The following is a 14574-nucleotide window of genomic DNA, read 5'->3' as shown; positions in this document are numbered from 1 at the left end:
ACAGGCGAACGCAAACACCCCGAAGCGTCTGCTATTCGGTTGAGGCTTCCGTCGCCGCGCCGGGCGGGATCTCATGACTCGGCAACCGGTCGAGATCCTGGACGTCGGCGAAGCAGGCCCGGGCGAAGTCCTGCCCGAACGGGGTCAGGTGGATCGAGCGCCGCTTGATCCGGGCACCACCCTTGGCGTGAAGCGCCGCGAGTACGTCAGGCTGCGCCTCGACCACCTGGTAGCGGATCAGCTCGCTGACCGGGTCCTCCGACTGCCAGACCAGGCCGAGCCGGGTCAGGTTGTTGAGGTACTGAGGTACCAGCGACGGGTAGCGCACGCTGGCCTGCGCGCCGATCATGGTCAGACCGCGGGCGATCATCCGCGCCCCGCGCAGATGGCCGATCAGGCCACCCTCGACCACGTCGACGGCCGGCTGCGGGCCGTCCTTGAGCATCAGCACGAGGATGCGGGCCTCGTCGGGGGCCAGCTCATTGAGGATCGACACGAAGGCCGGGTGGCGCTCGTTCTCGTCCCATACGTCGCGCGAGCGGCGCAGCAGCTCCTCGCCGGTCCGCCGCAGGCGGTCGGGTTCCGTGCCCGGGGCGACTCCGTTGACCCGCGCGGCGCGACCCTCCATCGCCGCCCTCGCGCTCTCGGCCGCCGGCAGCGCGAAACGCTCCAGCAGACCGGTGACCGGGTTGCCCGTGGCGACCCGCTTCGCGAGGGCGGTCACCTGGCGGGCGTTGGTCGCCACGTCCTCGGTGAGCCGGACCGCCTCGTCGGGGTCGACGACCGCCTTCGCGACCCGCCCCACCCCACGGGCGTACGTCCTCAGCCCCCAGCCCGCGGTGTGGGCGACCGTGACCGCGGAGATCCTGAGCAGACCCGGGAGGACCTCCATCGCATCGTCGACGAGACCGCCCCTCGGGGCCGGCGTGGGCATGCGGTGCATCCCCTCACGGCCCTCGACGAGCTCTTCGGGCGGCTCGATCGAGCGTGGTCGACGGGCCCCCGGCTCGGTGTTGATGTGGAGGGCGCTCACAACACGTTCCACCATTCGAAGACTGCCACGTGCAGAAACCCGCCCGCCAGCCCCATGATCGCCCCGTGGGCGTAGAGCAGCCACTCGTCCTCCTTGATCGCGGCTCTCATCATCTCAACGAAGGTCTTCGGAGGTAGAGCCCTGCACCGGTCGGCGATCAGCCGGCGGATGTTGCACGACTGCTGCTGGCTGAAGGCGGCGTCCCGCAGCGGGGTGAGCGTGTAGTCGACGGCCTGCTCGGCGACCGAGGACCGGATCGCGTCGAACCTCCTGGTCCCGACCGCCACTCGGACCGCGCCGTAGGCCGGTCCGACCGCTGCGTTGACCGCCGGCTCGAGGGCCGCGGCCAGCATCTGGCGGGTGCGGTCGCCGGACGGCCCGTTGAGCAGGTGCTCACCGATGTGCTCGAGCGTGATCACGTCCTTGGCTATGTGCTTGCCGTAGACGTCGGAGGCCTGCCACTGGCGCCGGGCGAAGAGCGCCTGGATCTTGAACGGGCCGATCCGCTTGGGCTCGGCGGGCTCGAAGATGAGCAGCATGCCGAGCAGGTTGGTCGTCCAGCCGACCAGCACACCGAGGATCGGCAGCAGCCACCAGATGTGGAAGGCCTGGTCGACGACGGCGACCGGGATGCCGAGCAGGAAGCCGAAGATCGCGCCGAAGACGACCATCATCCGCAGCTCGCGGGCACCGAAGTCCTTGAAGATCCGCACGATGATCGAGGGGTCCTTCTCGAAGTTCTCGATCACCATGATCTTCGGGTCGAAGATCTGGTCGATGTGGTTGCCGATCTCGACGGTCACGTCACCGACGACCTCGGGAAGCCGGTCCTGGACCCGCTGGATCACGACCGTACGCAGCGGCCGCGGCAGATCGCGCCAGAACCGGGGATGCTCACGCCACATGATCTCGTCGACGAGCAGCGGGATCTCGGGACGGAAGACGTCGACGATGTGGGCGGCGATCTTGTCCGGCTCGAGCTGCTCGTAGAAGTCTCGGGCGGTCGCCATCTGCGACAGCGCCCGGTCGACGGCGATCGAGCCCATCTTCGCGGCCCGCGCCGGCACGATCCCCTGCCAGCCGAGCCCGCCGCGCAGGATGCCCGGGATCTCCTGGACCTTGCGCGGCAGCGTGCCGGCGATCTGCTTGAGACCCGGCACGGTGATCCCGTGGAAATGGATCGGGGAGAAGAGCATCCACAGCCCCGACCAGTTGATGAGCCAGCCGATCACGGCGGTGAAGATCGGGACCGACCAGAACTCGAACCAGTTGAACTCGCCTAGCAGGGTCAACCCCGCCGAAATGGTGTTAGACACAAGACCTGACCTTCATTTCCTCATCCACGAGACCGCCCCAGGTTCAAGCGGTGTCGTGGTCTCCCTGGCGGGAAGGCTAGTCCACCGTTTGACAACTTGGGGCAAAATGTCCATCGGTCACTCAGTGATCGATCCAAAGATCGACCCTGGTTAGACGGGAGCGAGTCGTACGTCCCGGGTGATCATCCCGTTCCGACCGAGAGGGAGCATTCGGAACACCACCCTGCCATGGACGGCGTCGGCATCGACGAAACCGAAGCTGCGCGAGTCGGTGGAGGCGCTCCAGTTGTCGCCGAGAAGCCAGTAGGCACCCTCGGGGACCGTCAGCCACTCCAGCTCGGCACCAGCCTCGGCCGACCAGGCCGGGTTCTCGACCACATAGGTCTCGTCCTCGCCCGCCGGCCGGACCAGTACCCGCGCATCGCGGGAGATCGAGACCCGGTCGCCCGGCATTCCGATCACCCGCTTGAGGATCCGGGTGCCGCCACCGGACACAGCGCTCGGCGCGTCCGCCTCGACGACGTCGAAGCGTTCGATCTCGTCGTGGGTCCAGAACTCGAGGAGCATCCGGTCGCCGTCGCGCAGCGTCGGTTCCATGCTCGTCCCATCGACGGTGACCGAGAAGGCGAGCGCGGCGACCACCAGGACCAGCGCGACGAAGGCCGCGACCGCGGCGCCGACACCGCTCGCCGTGAGGACCTTCCTCACGGCCGTACGTCCAGCCCGGCGACAGGCACGGCCACCTCGACCAGCTCGACACCGCCGTCGCCGAACCGGCCGAACGAGCCGGCCGGGAGCAGCCGCAGCCACGCCTTGCCGGAGACGTCCGCCACCGGCAGGAACCCGAACCCGCGGGAGTCCGTCGAGCGGCCCCAGTTGTCCCCGAGAACCCACAGCGAGTCGTCCGGGACTGTCGCCCAGACCCCGGACGCGGCATCGTCGTCGTACGTCCCACCCGGATCGCAGCACATGCCGACCTCGGTCCCGATCCTGGCCGGCCAGGCAGGGTTGTCGACCCGGTAGACATCGCCGGAGCCGGCGGGGCTCACATAGACGACCGGCTTCTCGCCGCCGACGATCGCGACCCGGTCGCCGGGCATCCCGATCACCCGCTTGACCACCTGCCCGCCACCGCCGAAACGCTCCGGGCCGGGCTCGATGCCCTGGACCAGGTCGAAGCGTTCGATGTCGTCGTTGTGCAGCGGGTCGAGCAGGATCCGCTCACCGGAGACCATCGTCGGCTCCATGCTGCGTCCCTTGACCGTGAACGAGCCGAAAAGGGCGGCGACGACCACGGTCATGACCAGCAGGAACGCCACCAGCGCGACCCACCCGACGACCATTCCGGCGACGCCGCGTTCGTCAGCGAAACGAGCGTTTCGAGGTCCTCCGAACACAATCACACTCTCTTTCGGGCAGGTCGACGACAGCGAGGCCAAACCCACGCAGGGTTCGCCACACTTCGTAGACATTTAGGGACAAAATGTCCAGATTTGCTTGACCGTAGCACGTGGTGCCCGTCACAGTCTGTGATGCCGCCCCGGGTATTAGGGCCCACGGGCGGCGCACTTTTCTCGGGTTCATCAGCCCGTGAGGGACGGGTTCAACGAGGGAGCACATATGAACAAGATGGGGCATACCAGTCTCGGCCGCTTCGCGGCCGTGACGCTGCCGGCGGCGGTCGTCTCCGCCGGTATGGGGTACGCGATGCTGTCCGGCATGGTCGGAGCGGTCATCTCGTCCACCGGCGGGTTCGACATGCGCACGAGCCTCACCGCCGACGCGCTGAAGATGCGCACCGGCGCCACTGAGGTCGGCTCTGCCGGCAACAACCAGGGCACGATCTACGCCCAGACCGAGGGCTCCGTCGCCAACGGGCTCAACGTCGTGACACCCGAGGTCGAGGTGCTCCCGGGCCTGAGCCTCAACCTGGGGATCACCTCGACCGACTCGGCGATCAACCTCGGCGACGTGGCGTTGAACGCGGCCTCGCTCAACACACCGAGCGGCGCCACGATGGCCAACGTCACCCTGGGCCAGTCGCAGGCCGACGCCGGGTTCGACCCGGGCGGCCCCGGCTACGTGGCGGACGGCTTCGCACTCCAGGCCGCGCAGAGCGCCGGCCAGAGCGGCCAGCAGGTGCTCAACAACCTGTCGGCGAAGGCGTACGCGGTTCAGCTGAGCTCGCTGAGCCTCGACAACCTGTCGATCACGCTCAACCCGTAGCGCTCCACCTCATCAGCCCGCAGTAGTTGGCGGGCGTTCCGGAGCGCCCGCCAACACCTCTGCCCCAGCCCCGCCGGAGAACCCCATGCCTGACAAGACGCCCATCGACCCCGAAGAACCCACCGTGAGCACCCCAGCCGCCGTCCCCATCCCGCGCGGCTTCAAGGGCTTCCGGCGCACCCGCCCCTTCTGGGGGAGCCTGATCCTGCTGTGGTCGTCGTGGATGATCGGATCCTCGATGCTGTCCAAGCAGCTCGACTTCACGATCTTCGCAGCCTTCGGCGACAGGACCCTGCCGCCGGTGCTGATCTCGTTCGCCATGGCTGCCGCGGCGCTGATCGCGATGTTCATGCCCGCGCAGCGGACGTTCCCAGGGATCGTCTCGGTAGCGCTCGCCATCGCGGCCCTCCCGCTGGCCAACCTCGGCGGCCTGATCATCGGCACCGTCGCCGGCGTCACCGGTGGCGCCCTGATCGTCGCCTGGACCCCCTACACCGACAAGCAGCTGGCCAAGATGGCCGAGAAGGACGCCCGCAAGCGCGCTCGCAAGGCAGCGGGCAAGCCGGCCCGGAGCGGAGCGATCGCATGAGCCCTCGCGCCCGCCGCTTCGAGCGGCCCGAACCCTGGGGCGAGGAGTCCGGCCTTCTCGGCGCGTGGGGCCGGCTCACGGGCCGCATCTACCGCGCCGCGTACGCCGCCGTCGACCGTGCCACGGAGCAGTCGGCACAGATGAAGGCGGATGCGGAGTCCGTACGTCGCGGCAGCCGCAAGCGCTCGCTGCCGCTGATGATCGTCGGGAGCGCCGCGCTCGTGGCCATGTTCGGCGCGGTCTCGCAGAACGCTCTGGCGGTGAACTTCACCACCGGGAACGCCAAGTTCAAGCTCTACTCCAACTACCTCGACGCCGAGCACGCCGCGGGCTACCTCGCCCCGACCAGCCGCCAGGGGGCCACGGACTGCGATCCCGGTGTCGCCGACGTACAGGCGCAGTGCGGCGTCACCGAGCTCGGCATCCACCAGGCCAAGCTCGCCGGCCTGTGCGGGATCGCTACCGAGAACATCCCGCTCGTCGGGAGCTACTCGCTGATGATCACCGCCGGTGACGACATCCCGGACAGCTACAGCGGCAGCACGATCCCGACGGGCACCACCACCGACCCGAGCACGGGCAAGCTCACCGAGGGCAGCCTCGGCAACGCGATCTCGGCGACCAACCTCTTCATCAACGCCGACGCGCTCAGCGGCTACGGCAACAAGATCTCCGGCATGAACCTCGGCCAGTCGGCCGAGACCGTCGGCGACTCCGCTGGCCTCACCTTCGAGGGCAACCCCAACCAGCTACCCAAGGCAGGAGCCTTCGGCCTCTACGCCCGCCAGCTCAACGTGGCCGGCCTCAACGGAAACAGCTACGGGCTCAACCTCAAGGGCAACATCACCCTGCCGGAGCTGAACATCAAGGTCGTTCCCGGGGCCAGGACCCAGGCGGACTGCTCATGACCGAATCCACCACCCGGTCGTTGACGGACGACCTCGGCTTCTCCACCGACTCCCGACCGGAGAACGTACGCCGCAACCGGCTCGGCGCGTTCCTCGCAGCGGCCCGCTCGTGGTTCCGCGCGTGGCGGCGTACGCGACCCTTCTGGGGTGCACTGTGGCTCATCGTGGCCGGCGCCTGGATCATCTACTGGATGTCGTTCGACATCGGCATCGCCCTGACCGGCGGCTGGTCGTACTCCGCCGGCTACGTCATGGGCGGAGCGCTGATCATGTTCGGGCTGGTCACCTGGCTGGCACCGCACTACAAGTCGCTCTCGGGGATCGTCGCGTTCCTGATCGCGCTCGGTGCGTTCCCGACTGCCAACCTGGGCGGCTTCGTCCTCGGCTCCGTCCTCGGCATCATCGGCGGCTCGATGATCTGGTCCTGGGGCGAGAAGAAGCCGCGGCCGCCCAAGCGCGTCACCTCCGGCGGCTGACCGCCGTGTCCCACCAGCTCACCGTCGGCAAGCAACGCCTTGTCGTCGTCACCGCGATCGCGCTCCTCATCATGTCCTCGGCGCTGTGGCCCTCACCCGACGACCGGGCCGCGGCGAGCAGTCAGAACAACAGCTATCAGCCGTTCCAGTGCGACCAGCCGGGCAGCAGCAACCCGCAGCAGCGGCGGCAGGTCGTACCGCTCAAGAACAGCGGCGACAACGGCGCCTTCCAGAGCCGCCTCTTCGGGACCCGGATGTTCCCCTGCCTGTCCGGGACGCGGTGGATCCTGACCGCGGGCGAGCCGAACGGAAGCAGCACCACCAACGTGGCCGCCGACGTGCGTGGCATCTACACCAACAGCAGCGACGGCAACTGCGACAGCAACAAGGGCTTCACCTACTACTACGCCGCCACCGGCTCGATGTGCCTGTTCCAGATCGCCTTCAGCGACCTCGTCTTCCGCAACAACGTCGCCTCGTTCGGCGCTCCGGTGCTCTCCGCGAGGTCGACGACGGCACCCGCCCCCAGCGCGAAGGTGGCTCACACCCTGCGGATCGCCCCGGACGGCCCGTTCACCGTCGGCGGGCCGGGGGTGAAGACGAACCTGCTCACCACCGGCGACTCCTGGGTGGCGATCCCGTGGAGAACGGTCACCAACCTGGCCGGCATCCTGATCATCGCCGCCGGCCTGACCACGACCTCGCAGAAGAACACCATCTGCACCGCCGGCTGGAACGGTGACTCGTGCCGGATGAAGATCCGTACGCTCGCCGGCGACGGCACCGGCGGCTGGAACGACCTGGTCACCGCGATCCTCAGTGGCCTCGCGGCCGGCGGTGACTACAACATCCTGGCGGCGAACCTGGAGTTCTACTACCTGTTCACCCACGACAACAACGCGGGCAACGACCCGTACGTCTATCCCCCAGGCGGCACCACGAACCCGCTCAACTCGATCCAGCTCCCCCACACGACGATCACGGTGACCGCGGGATGAGCACGTACGGCACACGCTGGCGACGCATGGTCGCCGCGACGACGGTCGGCCTCGGCCTGCTCGCCGGGATGGTCGCGACGATGGGGTCCTCCGCGTCCGCGGTCTTCAGCCCCACGCTGACGATCAACAACGGCAGCTCGACCTTCTCCTCGACCAACATCCACGCGGCCGACGCCGCCTTCGGCACCTCGCTGGTGCAGACCCAGGCGGCCGCCAGCAGCGGTGGCGACTGGACGCCGGTCCTGCGTGCCGGCTTCGCGAGCGCGACGATGAACGGCTTCTGCCTCTCCCGGGTGGAGGAGGTCGGGATGCTCGGCAGCTACACGATCAGGCTCACCTCCGGGGACGATGACCCGGCGACCAACGAGATCAACGCCCAGATGGCCGTCTTCGACATCACCCAGCTCCGTGCCGCCGCCGGGCCGGGGATCAACCTGCAGGGGGTCGCCCAGATCGGGCTGGCCCCCACCGACCTGACCACCAACCCGGGAAGCGCGCCGTACGCCGCCAACCCGATGGGCCTGCCCCAGGCGTTCGACCCGAGCTGGTACCAGGCCAGCGGCAACGGCGGCCACAACAACGGCCAGGGCTTCACCGGCATCGACGCGACCGTCGCCGACCTCAACTCCGTCTACGGCGACGTCTGGCAGGCCCAGATCGAGGGCAAGGTGACCCTGCCGAACCTGGAGATCGAGCTGCTTCCCGGCAACCAGTCCTGCAAGGCGGCGGCGCAGGCGGGGACGTTCCCGAACTGAGGCGCACCGGCGCCGAGAACTCGCAAAAGTGGAAGGACCCGGCGGGTCCGTCTCGGGTCGGCTCCACCGGGTCCGCCGCGTGTGCCCCGACCATATGGGGGTTGGTCCGACACCCGCGGCTTACTCCTCAGTATGCGGGTGTCGAACCCACATCGGTTTTACCCGAAATCCACAACTCGCCAACAAATCTATCGAGCGATCAGTTAGTACTGTGCTAGCCCTGCTGGCGTCGCCAGACCACGATCGCCTGTCCTGGCGGGGCCTGACGAACCGCAGGAAGCCTGCTGGTCGGCCCCTTCGGCTCGGGCGCCGCCGCCCGCGCCTGGGCGAGCGCCTCGCGGGTCGCGGCCAGCTCGTGCAGCAGCTCTTCGTTGCGCCGGCGCAGGGCGTCGACGTGCTGCTCGAGCGCGAGGATGCGACGCACGCCCTCGATGCCGATGCCGGCCGCGGTCAGGTCCGCGATCGAGCGCAGCAGCTCGATGTCGTGGAAGGAGTAGCGCCGCCCGCCGCCCCCGGTGCGACCGGGGGTGATCAGGCCCATCCGCTCGTAGGTACGCAGTGTCTGCGGGTGCAGCCCGGTCAGCTCCGCGGCGACGCTGATCACGTAGACCGCGGCATCCGGCGCCGGGCTGCCGAATCCGTCACTCATCATGACTCCTCGAGAAGGGACGTACGCAGGGGCTTGCCGGCCATCGCGGCCCGATAGGCCTCGACGGCGGCCTTGGCATCGGCGTCGAGCACGGCCGGGATCTGCACCTCGACGGTCGCGAGCAGGTCACCCACGGTGCCGTCCGAGCGGCGGAACCCCTTGCCGCGGACCCGGAACGTACGTCCGTTGGGGGTCCCTGCGGGGATCCGCAGCGTCACCGGCGAGCCGGACAGCGTCGGCAGCTTGGCCTCGGCGCCGAGAGCCAGCTCGTCGAACCCGACCGGCACGTCGATGGTGAGGTTGTCGTCCTTGCGGCCGAAGACGCGGTGCGGCGTGACGTGCACGGTGACGTAGAGGTCACCGGCCGGGCCGCCGTTCTCACCGGCGGCACCCTTGCCCTTGAGCCGGATCCGCTGACGGTCCTTGACGCCCGCCGGGATGCGCGCCTGGATGGTGCGGGCGGAGGTGCCGCGACCGGAGCCGTGGCAGGTCGGGCAGGCCTCGTCGTAGATCAGCTGGCGGCCACCGCAGCGCGGGCAGGTCTCGTTCATCGAGAACGCGCCGCCGACGGAGTTGACGACGTAGCCCGCGCCCTCGCACTCGGGGCAGACCCGCGGCTTGGTGCCGGGCTTGCCACCGGTGCCGTTGCAGTCGGGACAGGCGGCGTCCGAGGTCAGCCGCAGCGAGATGGTCACGCCGTCAAGCGCGTCGGTGAACCCGATCGTGGCGCTCGTCTCGACGTCGGCACCCTTGATCGGCCGAGCCCTCGGGGTCGTACGCCGCCCACCGAAGCCTCCACCGCCGCCGGCACCGCCGAAGAGGTCGCCGAACATGTCACCGAGGCCACCACCCTGGGCGCCGCCGGCACCGAAGAGGTCGTCGAAGTTGTAGCCGCGGCCGCCACCCGTGCCACCGAAGCCGCCCGGGAACCCGCCCGAGGCGCCGAGGGTGCGGACCTCGTCGTACTTCTTGCGCTTCTCGGCGTCGCCGATGACGTCGTAGGCCTCGGCTACCTTCTTGAACTTCTCGTGCTTGGCGTCGTCGCCGGGGTTGGAGTCGGGGTGGTTGGCCCGCGCGAGCTTGCGATAGGCCTTCTTGATGTCGTCGCCCGAGGCGTCCTTCTTGACGCCCAGCTCGGCGTAGTAGTCCTTGTTGATCCAGTCCGGCCGGATCCCGTCGTTCTCAGCCACCTAGCCCCTCCTCCCTTCTTCTCGGTGACCGAGGCCGTCGATCTCTCGACAGCCTCGGCCACCCATCGTTGTCACTCCGGGTCACTCCGGGTCGACGACCAGGACCTGCGCGGCCCTGACCACCCGGTCGCCGATCATGTAGCCGGCCTTGGCGACCAGCTTGACCGAGGTCTCCTCGACCTCCGGGTCGGTGCCCATGTGGCTGAGCGCCTCGTGACGGTTGGGATCGAAGACGTCGCCCGGCTCACCGAACTTCTTCAGACCCAGGTTGGTCACGATCTTCTCGAGCTGGTCGGCGACGGCCTTGAAGCCGCCGTCGACCTCGCCGTGCTCGCGGGCACGGTCGATGGTGTCGAGCACCTCCACGATCGGAGTGAGCACCTTGTAGGTCGCGTTCTGCGAGACCAGCTCGCGGTCACGGTCGACCCGCCTCTTGTAGTTGACGTACTCGGCCTGGAGACGCTGCAGGTCCGTGGTCAGCTCGGCGACCCGCTTGTCGACCTCGTCGGCGGCATCGCCCATGAAGTCCACCTCGCTGTCGTCAACGATCACGTCGTCCTCGTCGTCTGCCTCGTCCGCCTTGTCCTCCGCCGCTTCGGCGGAGCCATCCTCGTCGGATCCAGTCTCGGCGGCGTCGTCCGACTCCGAGGCGTCGCCCTCAGGAGCGTCCACCTCGGAATCCTCGGTCGACTCCTCGCCAGCCTCTGTCTCGGGGTCGGTCTCGGGCGGGGCCTCGGTGGTCGTCTCCTCGACGGCCTCCTCCGCCCCGCCGGGGCGGCGCTTCGTCACTTCTTGTCGCCCTCTTCACCCTCGACGGGCTCGTCGACGATCTCGGCGTCGACGACGTCGTCGTCGGCCTCACCGGTCGCACCGGTGGCACCGCCGGCAGCGGACTGCTCGGCCTCGGCCGCGGCGTACATGGCCGCACCCATCTTCTGCGAGGACTCACCGAGCTTGGTGATCGCGGTCTGGATGGCGTCCTTGTCGGCCTCGGTGTCCTCGAGGACCTTCTTCAGGGCGTCCAGGTCGGCCTGCACCTCGGTCTTCACGTCGTCCGGGACCTTGTCGCCGGAGTCGGTGATGAACTTCTCGGTGGTGTAGACGAGGCTGTCACCCTGGTTGCGGATCTCGATGGACTCGCGACGCTTGGCGTCCTCCTCGGCGTACTGCTCCGCCTCCTTGACCATGCGGTCGATGTCGTCCTTCGACAGCGCGGAGCCGCCGGAGATCGTCATGGACTGCTCGCGGCCCGAGGCCTGGTCCTTGGCGGAGACGTGCACGATGCCGTTGGCGTCGATGTCGAAGGTGACCTCGATCTTCGGCACGCCACGCGGCGCCGGCGGGAGGCCGGTCAGCTCGAAGTTGCCCAGCGGCTGGTTCTCCGACCACATCGGGCGCTCGCCCTGGGCGACCTTGATCTCGACGCTCGGCTGGTTGTCGTCAGCCGTGGTGAAGATCTCGGAGCGCTTGGTCGGGATGGTGGTGTTGCGCTCGATCAGGGTGGTGAAGACACCGCCCTTGGTCTCGATGCCGAGGCTCAGCGGGGTGACGTCGAGGAGCAGTACGTCCTTGACCTCGCCCTTCAGCACGCCGGCCTGCAGCGCGGCACCGACGGCGACGACCTCGTCCGGGTTGACGCCCTTGTTGGGCTCCTTGCCACCGAGCAGGCTCTTGACCAGGTCGGTCACGGCCGGCATCCGGGTCGAACCGCCGACCAGGACGACGTGGTCGATGTCCTTGAGCGCGACGCCGGCGTCCTTGAGGACGGACTCGAACGGCTTCTTGGTGCGGTCGAGCAGGTCCGCGGTGATCTTCTGGAACTCCGCCCGGGTCAGGGTCTCCTCGAAGTGGAGGGGGCCGGACTCACCGTGGGTGATGTAGGGCAGGTGGATGCTCGTGTTCTGCGAGGAGGAGAGCTCGATCTTCGCCTTCTCGGCGGCCTCCTGGAGGCGCTGGGCGGCGATCTTGTCGGCGGCGAGGTCGACACCGTTGGCGGCCTTGAACTTCCCGACCATCCACTTGACGATCGCGTTGTCCCAGTCGTCACCACCGAGGTGGTTGTCACCGGAGGTCGCCTTGACCTCGACGACACCCTCACCGATCTCGAGCAGGGACACGTCGAACGTGCCGCCACCGAGGTCGAAGACGAGGATGGTCTGGTCGTCGCCCTTGTCGAGGCCGTAGGCCAGCGCGGCGGCGGTGGGCTCGTTGACGATGCGGGAGACGTTGAGGCCCGCGATCTCACCGGCCTCCTTGGTGGCCTGACGCTGGGCGTCGGAGAAGTAGGCCGGGACGGTGATGACCGCGTCGGTCACCGTCTCACCGAGGTAGGCCTCGGCGTCGCGCTTGAGCTTTTGCAGGACGAACGCGCTGATCTGCTGCGGCGTGAAGTCCTTGTCGTCGATGGACACCTTCCAGTCGGTGCCCATGTGACGCTTGACCGACTTGATCGTGCGGTCCACGTTGGTGACGGCCTGGCGCTTGGCGACCTCACCGACCAGCACCTCACCGGACTTGCTGAACGCGACCACGGAAGGCGTCGTACGGGCGCCTTCGGCATTCGCGATGACGGTGGCCTCGCCACCCTCCAGAACCGAGACGACCGAGTTGGTGGTCCCGAGGTCGATACCGACGGCACGTGCCATCTTTGCTACCTCCGCTTGTTGAAGCTGTGTGTATGTGGACTGTGTTCCCTGGGGAGACCCCGGAAGACTTGGGTTGTTCTGCACCCGCCCAGCGACTGCTGCCGCCGAGTGTTGCAAACAAGTTGAGTCGGATCAACTCAACTTCGTTCACTCTCCACAACGAAGACCCTACGCCCCCTATTCCAACGCCGGCCAAAACCAGGTCGAGTCGGCCCGTCAGGACGGGCCGACTCGGCGGGAGGCGGGGATCAGTAGGACGGGATCCAGTCGAAGGTGTCGGGGTTGGGGCCGGAGCGGCCGGACTCGCCCTTGTCGAGGGCCGCGAGGGCCGTCACCTGGTCGGTGCTCAGCTCGAAGTCGAAGATCGCGAGGTTCTCCTCGAGCCGCTCGCGGCGTACGGACTTGGGGAAGACGATGTCGCCACGATCGATCTGCCAGCGGAGCAGCACCTGGGCGGGCGACTTTCCGTGGGCGGAGGCGATCTCGGCGACCACCGGGTCGGTGAGCTCACCGCCACCCTGTCCGAGCGGGGACCACGACTCGACCTTCGCGCCGTGCGCCAGGGTGGCGGCGCGAGCGGCCTCGTTGGCGAAGTAGGGGTGGACCTCGATCTGGTTGACCGCGGGGGCGACGCCGGTCTCGGCGACGATCTTGTCGAGGTGGTCGGGCTGGAAGTTGGAGACGCCGACGGAGGTGGTCAGGCCCTCCTCGCGGAGGCCGACGAGGGCCTCCCACGTCTTCGCGTACGTCCCGTCGTACTGCGTCGGCAGCGGCCAGTGGATCAGGAAGAGGTCGACGCGGTCCAGGCCGAGCAGCTCCAGGGACCTCTCCAGCGATGCCTTCGCCTTGGCGGGTTCGTGCTGGGAGTTGTTGAGCTTGGTGGTGACGTAGACGTCCTCGCGGGCGAGTCCGGCGCTCTTCAGCGCGGCGCCGACTCCGGCCTCGTTCTGATACATCTGCGCGGTGTCGATGTGGCGGTAGCCGACCTCGAGAGCCTGGCTCACCACCTGCTCGGTCTCGTCCTGCGGAACCTGCCAGACGCCGAGACCGTACTGCGGGATCGAAGTGCCGTCATTGAGCTTGATCGTGGGAACCGTCATGTCTCCATACAACCAAGCGTGCGATGGCCTATTCCATCCTCGGCTCCGTCTCAGCCGATCGTCACGGTCACCACGTTGGAGTAGATGCCGGTGTCGATGTCCTTCATCCGGAACTTGTGCTTCCCGATCCGGCCGGACTGGATCGGGGTGGAGAACTGCTCGCCGGTGACCGGTACGTCCGGGATCCCGAAGTCCTCCCAGCCCTGGCCGTCGTTGCGCTCCAGGCGGAGGATGGCGCCCTCGCCGCGCGGGTAGATGCCGCTGAGGTCGATCCGCTCCATCGGCTCCGCCTGGACGGTTCCCGCCTGGAGGGTGATCTCCTTCTTCGCAGGCTTCTCCTCAACGGTCTTGGACGGCGACGGGCTCGTGGTGGCCGCCTGCTTCTCGGGAGCGCTCGTGGGCGAGGCGTTGAGCGTGATCGCCGGCCCGCTCGCGGTCTTGGTCGGCTTGGGCGACGGAGCGTAGAGCGAGGCACCCGCGTCCGGGTCGGTGGCCTGGTCGTCGGCGGCACCGTCGCCGCCGAGGCCCAGGATGTTGGCACCGACAAACATCGCGATCCCGATGATCAGTCCCACTCCGACCGCGACCGCGACGAGCGCCGTGACTCCGGCTGCGATCGGGTGCTGCCCGCCCTGCTTCACATCTGCTCCTCGACCCGCCGTGGTGATGGTGACAATTCAGCCACAGGT

At 68.2% G+C, this 14574-nt stretch carries 16 protein-coding genes; 6 read left to right on the top strand and 10 right to left on the bottom strand.

The features are described from left to right. Nucleotides 1-31 precede the first annotated feature (31 nt). The 4 genes from ACW14X_RS17425 to lepB (ACW14X_RS17410) form a co-directional block, all read right to left on the bottom strand. On the bottom strand, nucleotides 32-1033 hold the full coding sequence (locus ACW14X_RS17425) for an Abi-alpha family protein (RefSeq protein WP_457162796.1): 1002 nt from the start codon (nucleotides 1031-1033) through the stop codon (nucleotides 32-34). After that, nucleotides 1030-2349: a hypothetical protein gene (locus ACW14X_RS17420; protein ID WP_457162795.1), complete on the bottom strand. Its 1320-nt coding sequence runs from the start codon at nucleotides 2347-2349 to the stop codon at nucleotides 1030-1032. Before ACW14X_RS17420 ends, ACW14X_RS17425 begins: the two co-directional genes overlap by 4 nt. 150 nt (nucleotides 2350-2499) lie before the next feature. Beyond that, nucleotides 2500-3057 carry a signal peptidase I gene (gene lepB, locus ACW14X_RS17415; RefSeq protein ID WP_457162794.1) on the bottom strand — a complete coding sequence of 186 codons (558 nt, stop codon included), beginning with the start codon at nucleotides 3055-3057 and terminating at the stop codon, nucleotides 2500-2502. Then, nucleotides 3054-3692, bottom strand: a complete 639-nt coding sequence (gene lepB / locus ACW14X_RS17410) for a signal peptidase I (protein WP_457162793.1) — start codon at nucleotides 3690-3692, stop codon at nucleotides 3054-3056. The genes lepB (ACW14X_RS17415) and lepB (ACW14X_RS17410) overlap by 4 nt, the downstream gene beginning before the upstream one ends. A gap of 277 nt (nucleotides 3693-3969) precedes the next feature. Between lepB (ACW14X_RS17410) and ACW14X_RS17405 the strand changes: the two genes are divergently transcribed. From ACW14X_RS17405 to ACW14X_RS17380, 6 genes are all read left to right on the top strand, one after another. Then, nucleotides 3970-4575, top strand: coding sequence for a DUF6230 family protein (locus tag ACW14X_RS17405; protein WP_160026620.1), 606 nt, complete (start codon nucleotides 3970-3972; stop codon nucleotides 4573-4575). A gap of 85 nt (nucleotides 4576-4660) precedes the next feature. Further along, nucleotides 4661-5164 carry a DUF6114 domain-containing protein gene (locus ACW14X_RS17400; protein ID WP_457162792.1) on the top strand — a complete coding sequence of 168 codons (504 nt, stop codon included), beginning with the start codon at nucleotides 4661-4663 and terminating at the stop codon, nucleotides 5162-5164. After that, nucleotides 5161-6072 carry a DUF6230 family protein gene (locus ACW14X_RS17395; RefSeq protein WP_457162791.1) on the top strand — a complete coding sequence of 304 codons (912 nt, stop codon included), beginning with the start codon at nucleotides 5161-5163 and terminating at the stop codon, nucleotides 6070-6072. Before ACW14X_RS17400 ends, ACW14X_RS17395 begins: the two co-directional genes overlap by 4 nt. Then, nucleotides 6069-6548: a DUF6114 domain-containing protein gene (locus tag ACW14X_RS17390; protein WP_160026617.1), complete on the top strand. Its 480-nt coding sequence runs from the start codon at nucleotides 6069-6071 to the stop codon at nucleotides 6546-6548. The genes ACW14X_RS17395 and ACW14X_RS17390 overlap by 4 nt, the downstream gene beginning before the upstream one ends. A 5-nt stretch (nucleotides 6549-6553) precedes the next feature. Next, nucleotides 6554-7546 carry a hypothetical protein gene (locus ACW14X_RS17385; RefSeq protein ID WP_457162790.1) on the top strand — a complete coding sequence of 331 codons (993 nt, stop codon included), beginning with the start codon at nucleotides 6554-6556 and terminating at the stop codon, nucleotides 7544-7546. Then, nucleotides 7543-8301 carry a DUF6230 family protein gene (locus ACW14X_RS17380; protein ID WP_160026615.1) on the top strand — a complete coding sequence of 253 codons (759 nt, stop codon included), beginning with the start codon at nucleotides 7543-7545 and terminating at the stop codon, nucleotides 8299-8301. Before ACW14X_RS17385 ends, ACW14X_RS17380 begins: the two co-directional genes overlap by 4 nt. Before the next feature lie 214 nt (nucleotides 8302-8515). Here ACW14X_RS17380 and ACW14X_RS17375 read toward each other — a convergent pair whose 3' ends face one another. The 6 genes from ACW14X_RS17375 to ACW14X_RS17350 form a co-directional block, all read right to left on the bottom strand. Further along, nucleotides 8516-8950 carry a heat shock protein transcriptional repressor HspR gene (locus ACW14X_RS17375; protein ID WP_160026614.1) on the bottom strand — a complete coding sequence of 145 codons (435 nt, stop codon included), beginning with the start codon at nucleotides 8948-8950 and terminating at the stop codon, nucleotides 8516-8518. Beyond that, complete coding sequence (locus tag ACW14X_RS17370) at nucleotides 8950-10140, bottom strand: DnaJ C-terminal domain-containing protein (protein WP_160026613.1); 1191 nt, start codon at nucleotides 10138-10140, stop codon at nucleotides 8950-8952. Before ACW14X_RS17370 ends, ACW14X_RS17375 begins: the two co-directional genes overlap by 1 nt. An 81-nt stretch (nucleotides 10141-10221) precedes the next feature. Then, nucleotides 10222-10929 (bottom strand): nucleotide exchange factor GrpE, encoded by a 708-nt coding sequence (gene grpE / locus ACW14X_RS17365; protein WP_160026612.1) that lies wholly within the window; start codon nucleotides 10927-10929, stop codon nucleotides 10222-10224. Next, on the bottom strand, nucleotides 10926-12785 hold the full coding sequence (dnaK, locus tag ACW14X_RS17360; protein WP_160026611.1) for a molecular chaperone DnaK: 1860 nt from the start codon (nucleotides 12783-12785) through the stop codon (nucleotides 10926-10928). Before dnaK ends, grpE begins: the two co-directional genes overlap by 4 nt. Before the next feature lie 248 nt (nucleotides 12786-13033). Further along, on the bottom strand, nucleotides 13034-13885 hold the full coding sequence (locus ACW14X_RS17355) for an aldo/keto reductase (RefSeq protein WP_457162789.1): 852 nt from the start codon (nucleotides 13883-13885) through the stop codon (nucleotides 13034-13036). A gap of 50 nt (nucleotides 13886-13935) precedes the next feature. Then, a complete protein-coding gene (locus ACW14X_RS17350; protein WP_160026609.1) occupies nucleotides 13936-14526 on the bottom strand; it encodes a hypothetical protein in 591 nt (196 codons plus the stop codon). Nucleotides 14527-14574 lie beyond the last annotated feature (48 nt).

The sequence above is a fragment of the Nocardioides sp. YJ-D4 genome (assembly GCF_054031495.1).
Note: the sequence above shows the minus strand (reverse complement) of the source record. Positions and strands in the feature narration are given on the sequence as shown.

Coding starts and splice junctions, on each gene's coding strand:
- lepB (WP_457162793.1), bottom strand. CDS start 3,692: ATGGTCGTCGGGTGGGTCGCGCTGGTGGCGTTCCTGCTGGTCATGACC.
- ACW14X_RS17405 (WP_160026620.1), top strand. CDS start 3,970: ATGAACAAGATGGGGCATACCAGTCTCGGCCGCTTCGCGGCCGTGACG.
- ACW14X_RS17400 (WP_457162792.1), top strand. CDS start 4,661: ATGCCTGACAAGACGCCCATCGACCCCGAAGAACCCACCGTGAGCACC.
- ACW14X_RS17395 (WP_457162791.1), top strand. CDS start 5,161: ATGAGCCCTCGCGCCCGCCGCTTCGAGCGGCCCGAACCCTGGGGCGAG.
- ACW14X_RS17390 (WP_160026617.1), top strand. CDS start 6,069: ATGACCGAATCCACCACCCGGTCGTTGACGGACGACCTCGGCTTCTCC.
- ACW14X_RS17380 (WP_160026615.1), top strand. CDS start 7,543: ATGAGCACGTACGGCACACGCTGGCGACGCATGGTCGCCGCGACGACG.
- ACW14X_RS17375 (WP_160026614.1), bottom strand. CDS start 8,950: ATGAGTGACGGATTCGGCAGCCCGGCGCCGGATGCCGCGGTCTACGTG.
- dnaK (WP_160026611.1), bottom strand. CDS start 12,785: ATGGCACGTGCCGTCGGTATCGACCTCGGGACCACCAACTCGGTCGTC.
- ACW14X_RS17355 (WP_457162789.1), bottom strand. CDS start 13,885: ATGACGGTTCCCACGATCAAGCTCAATGACGGCACTTCGATCCCGCAG.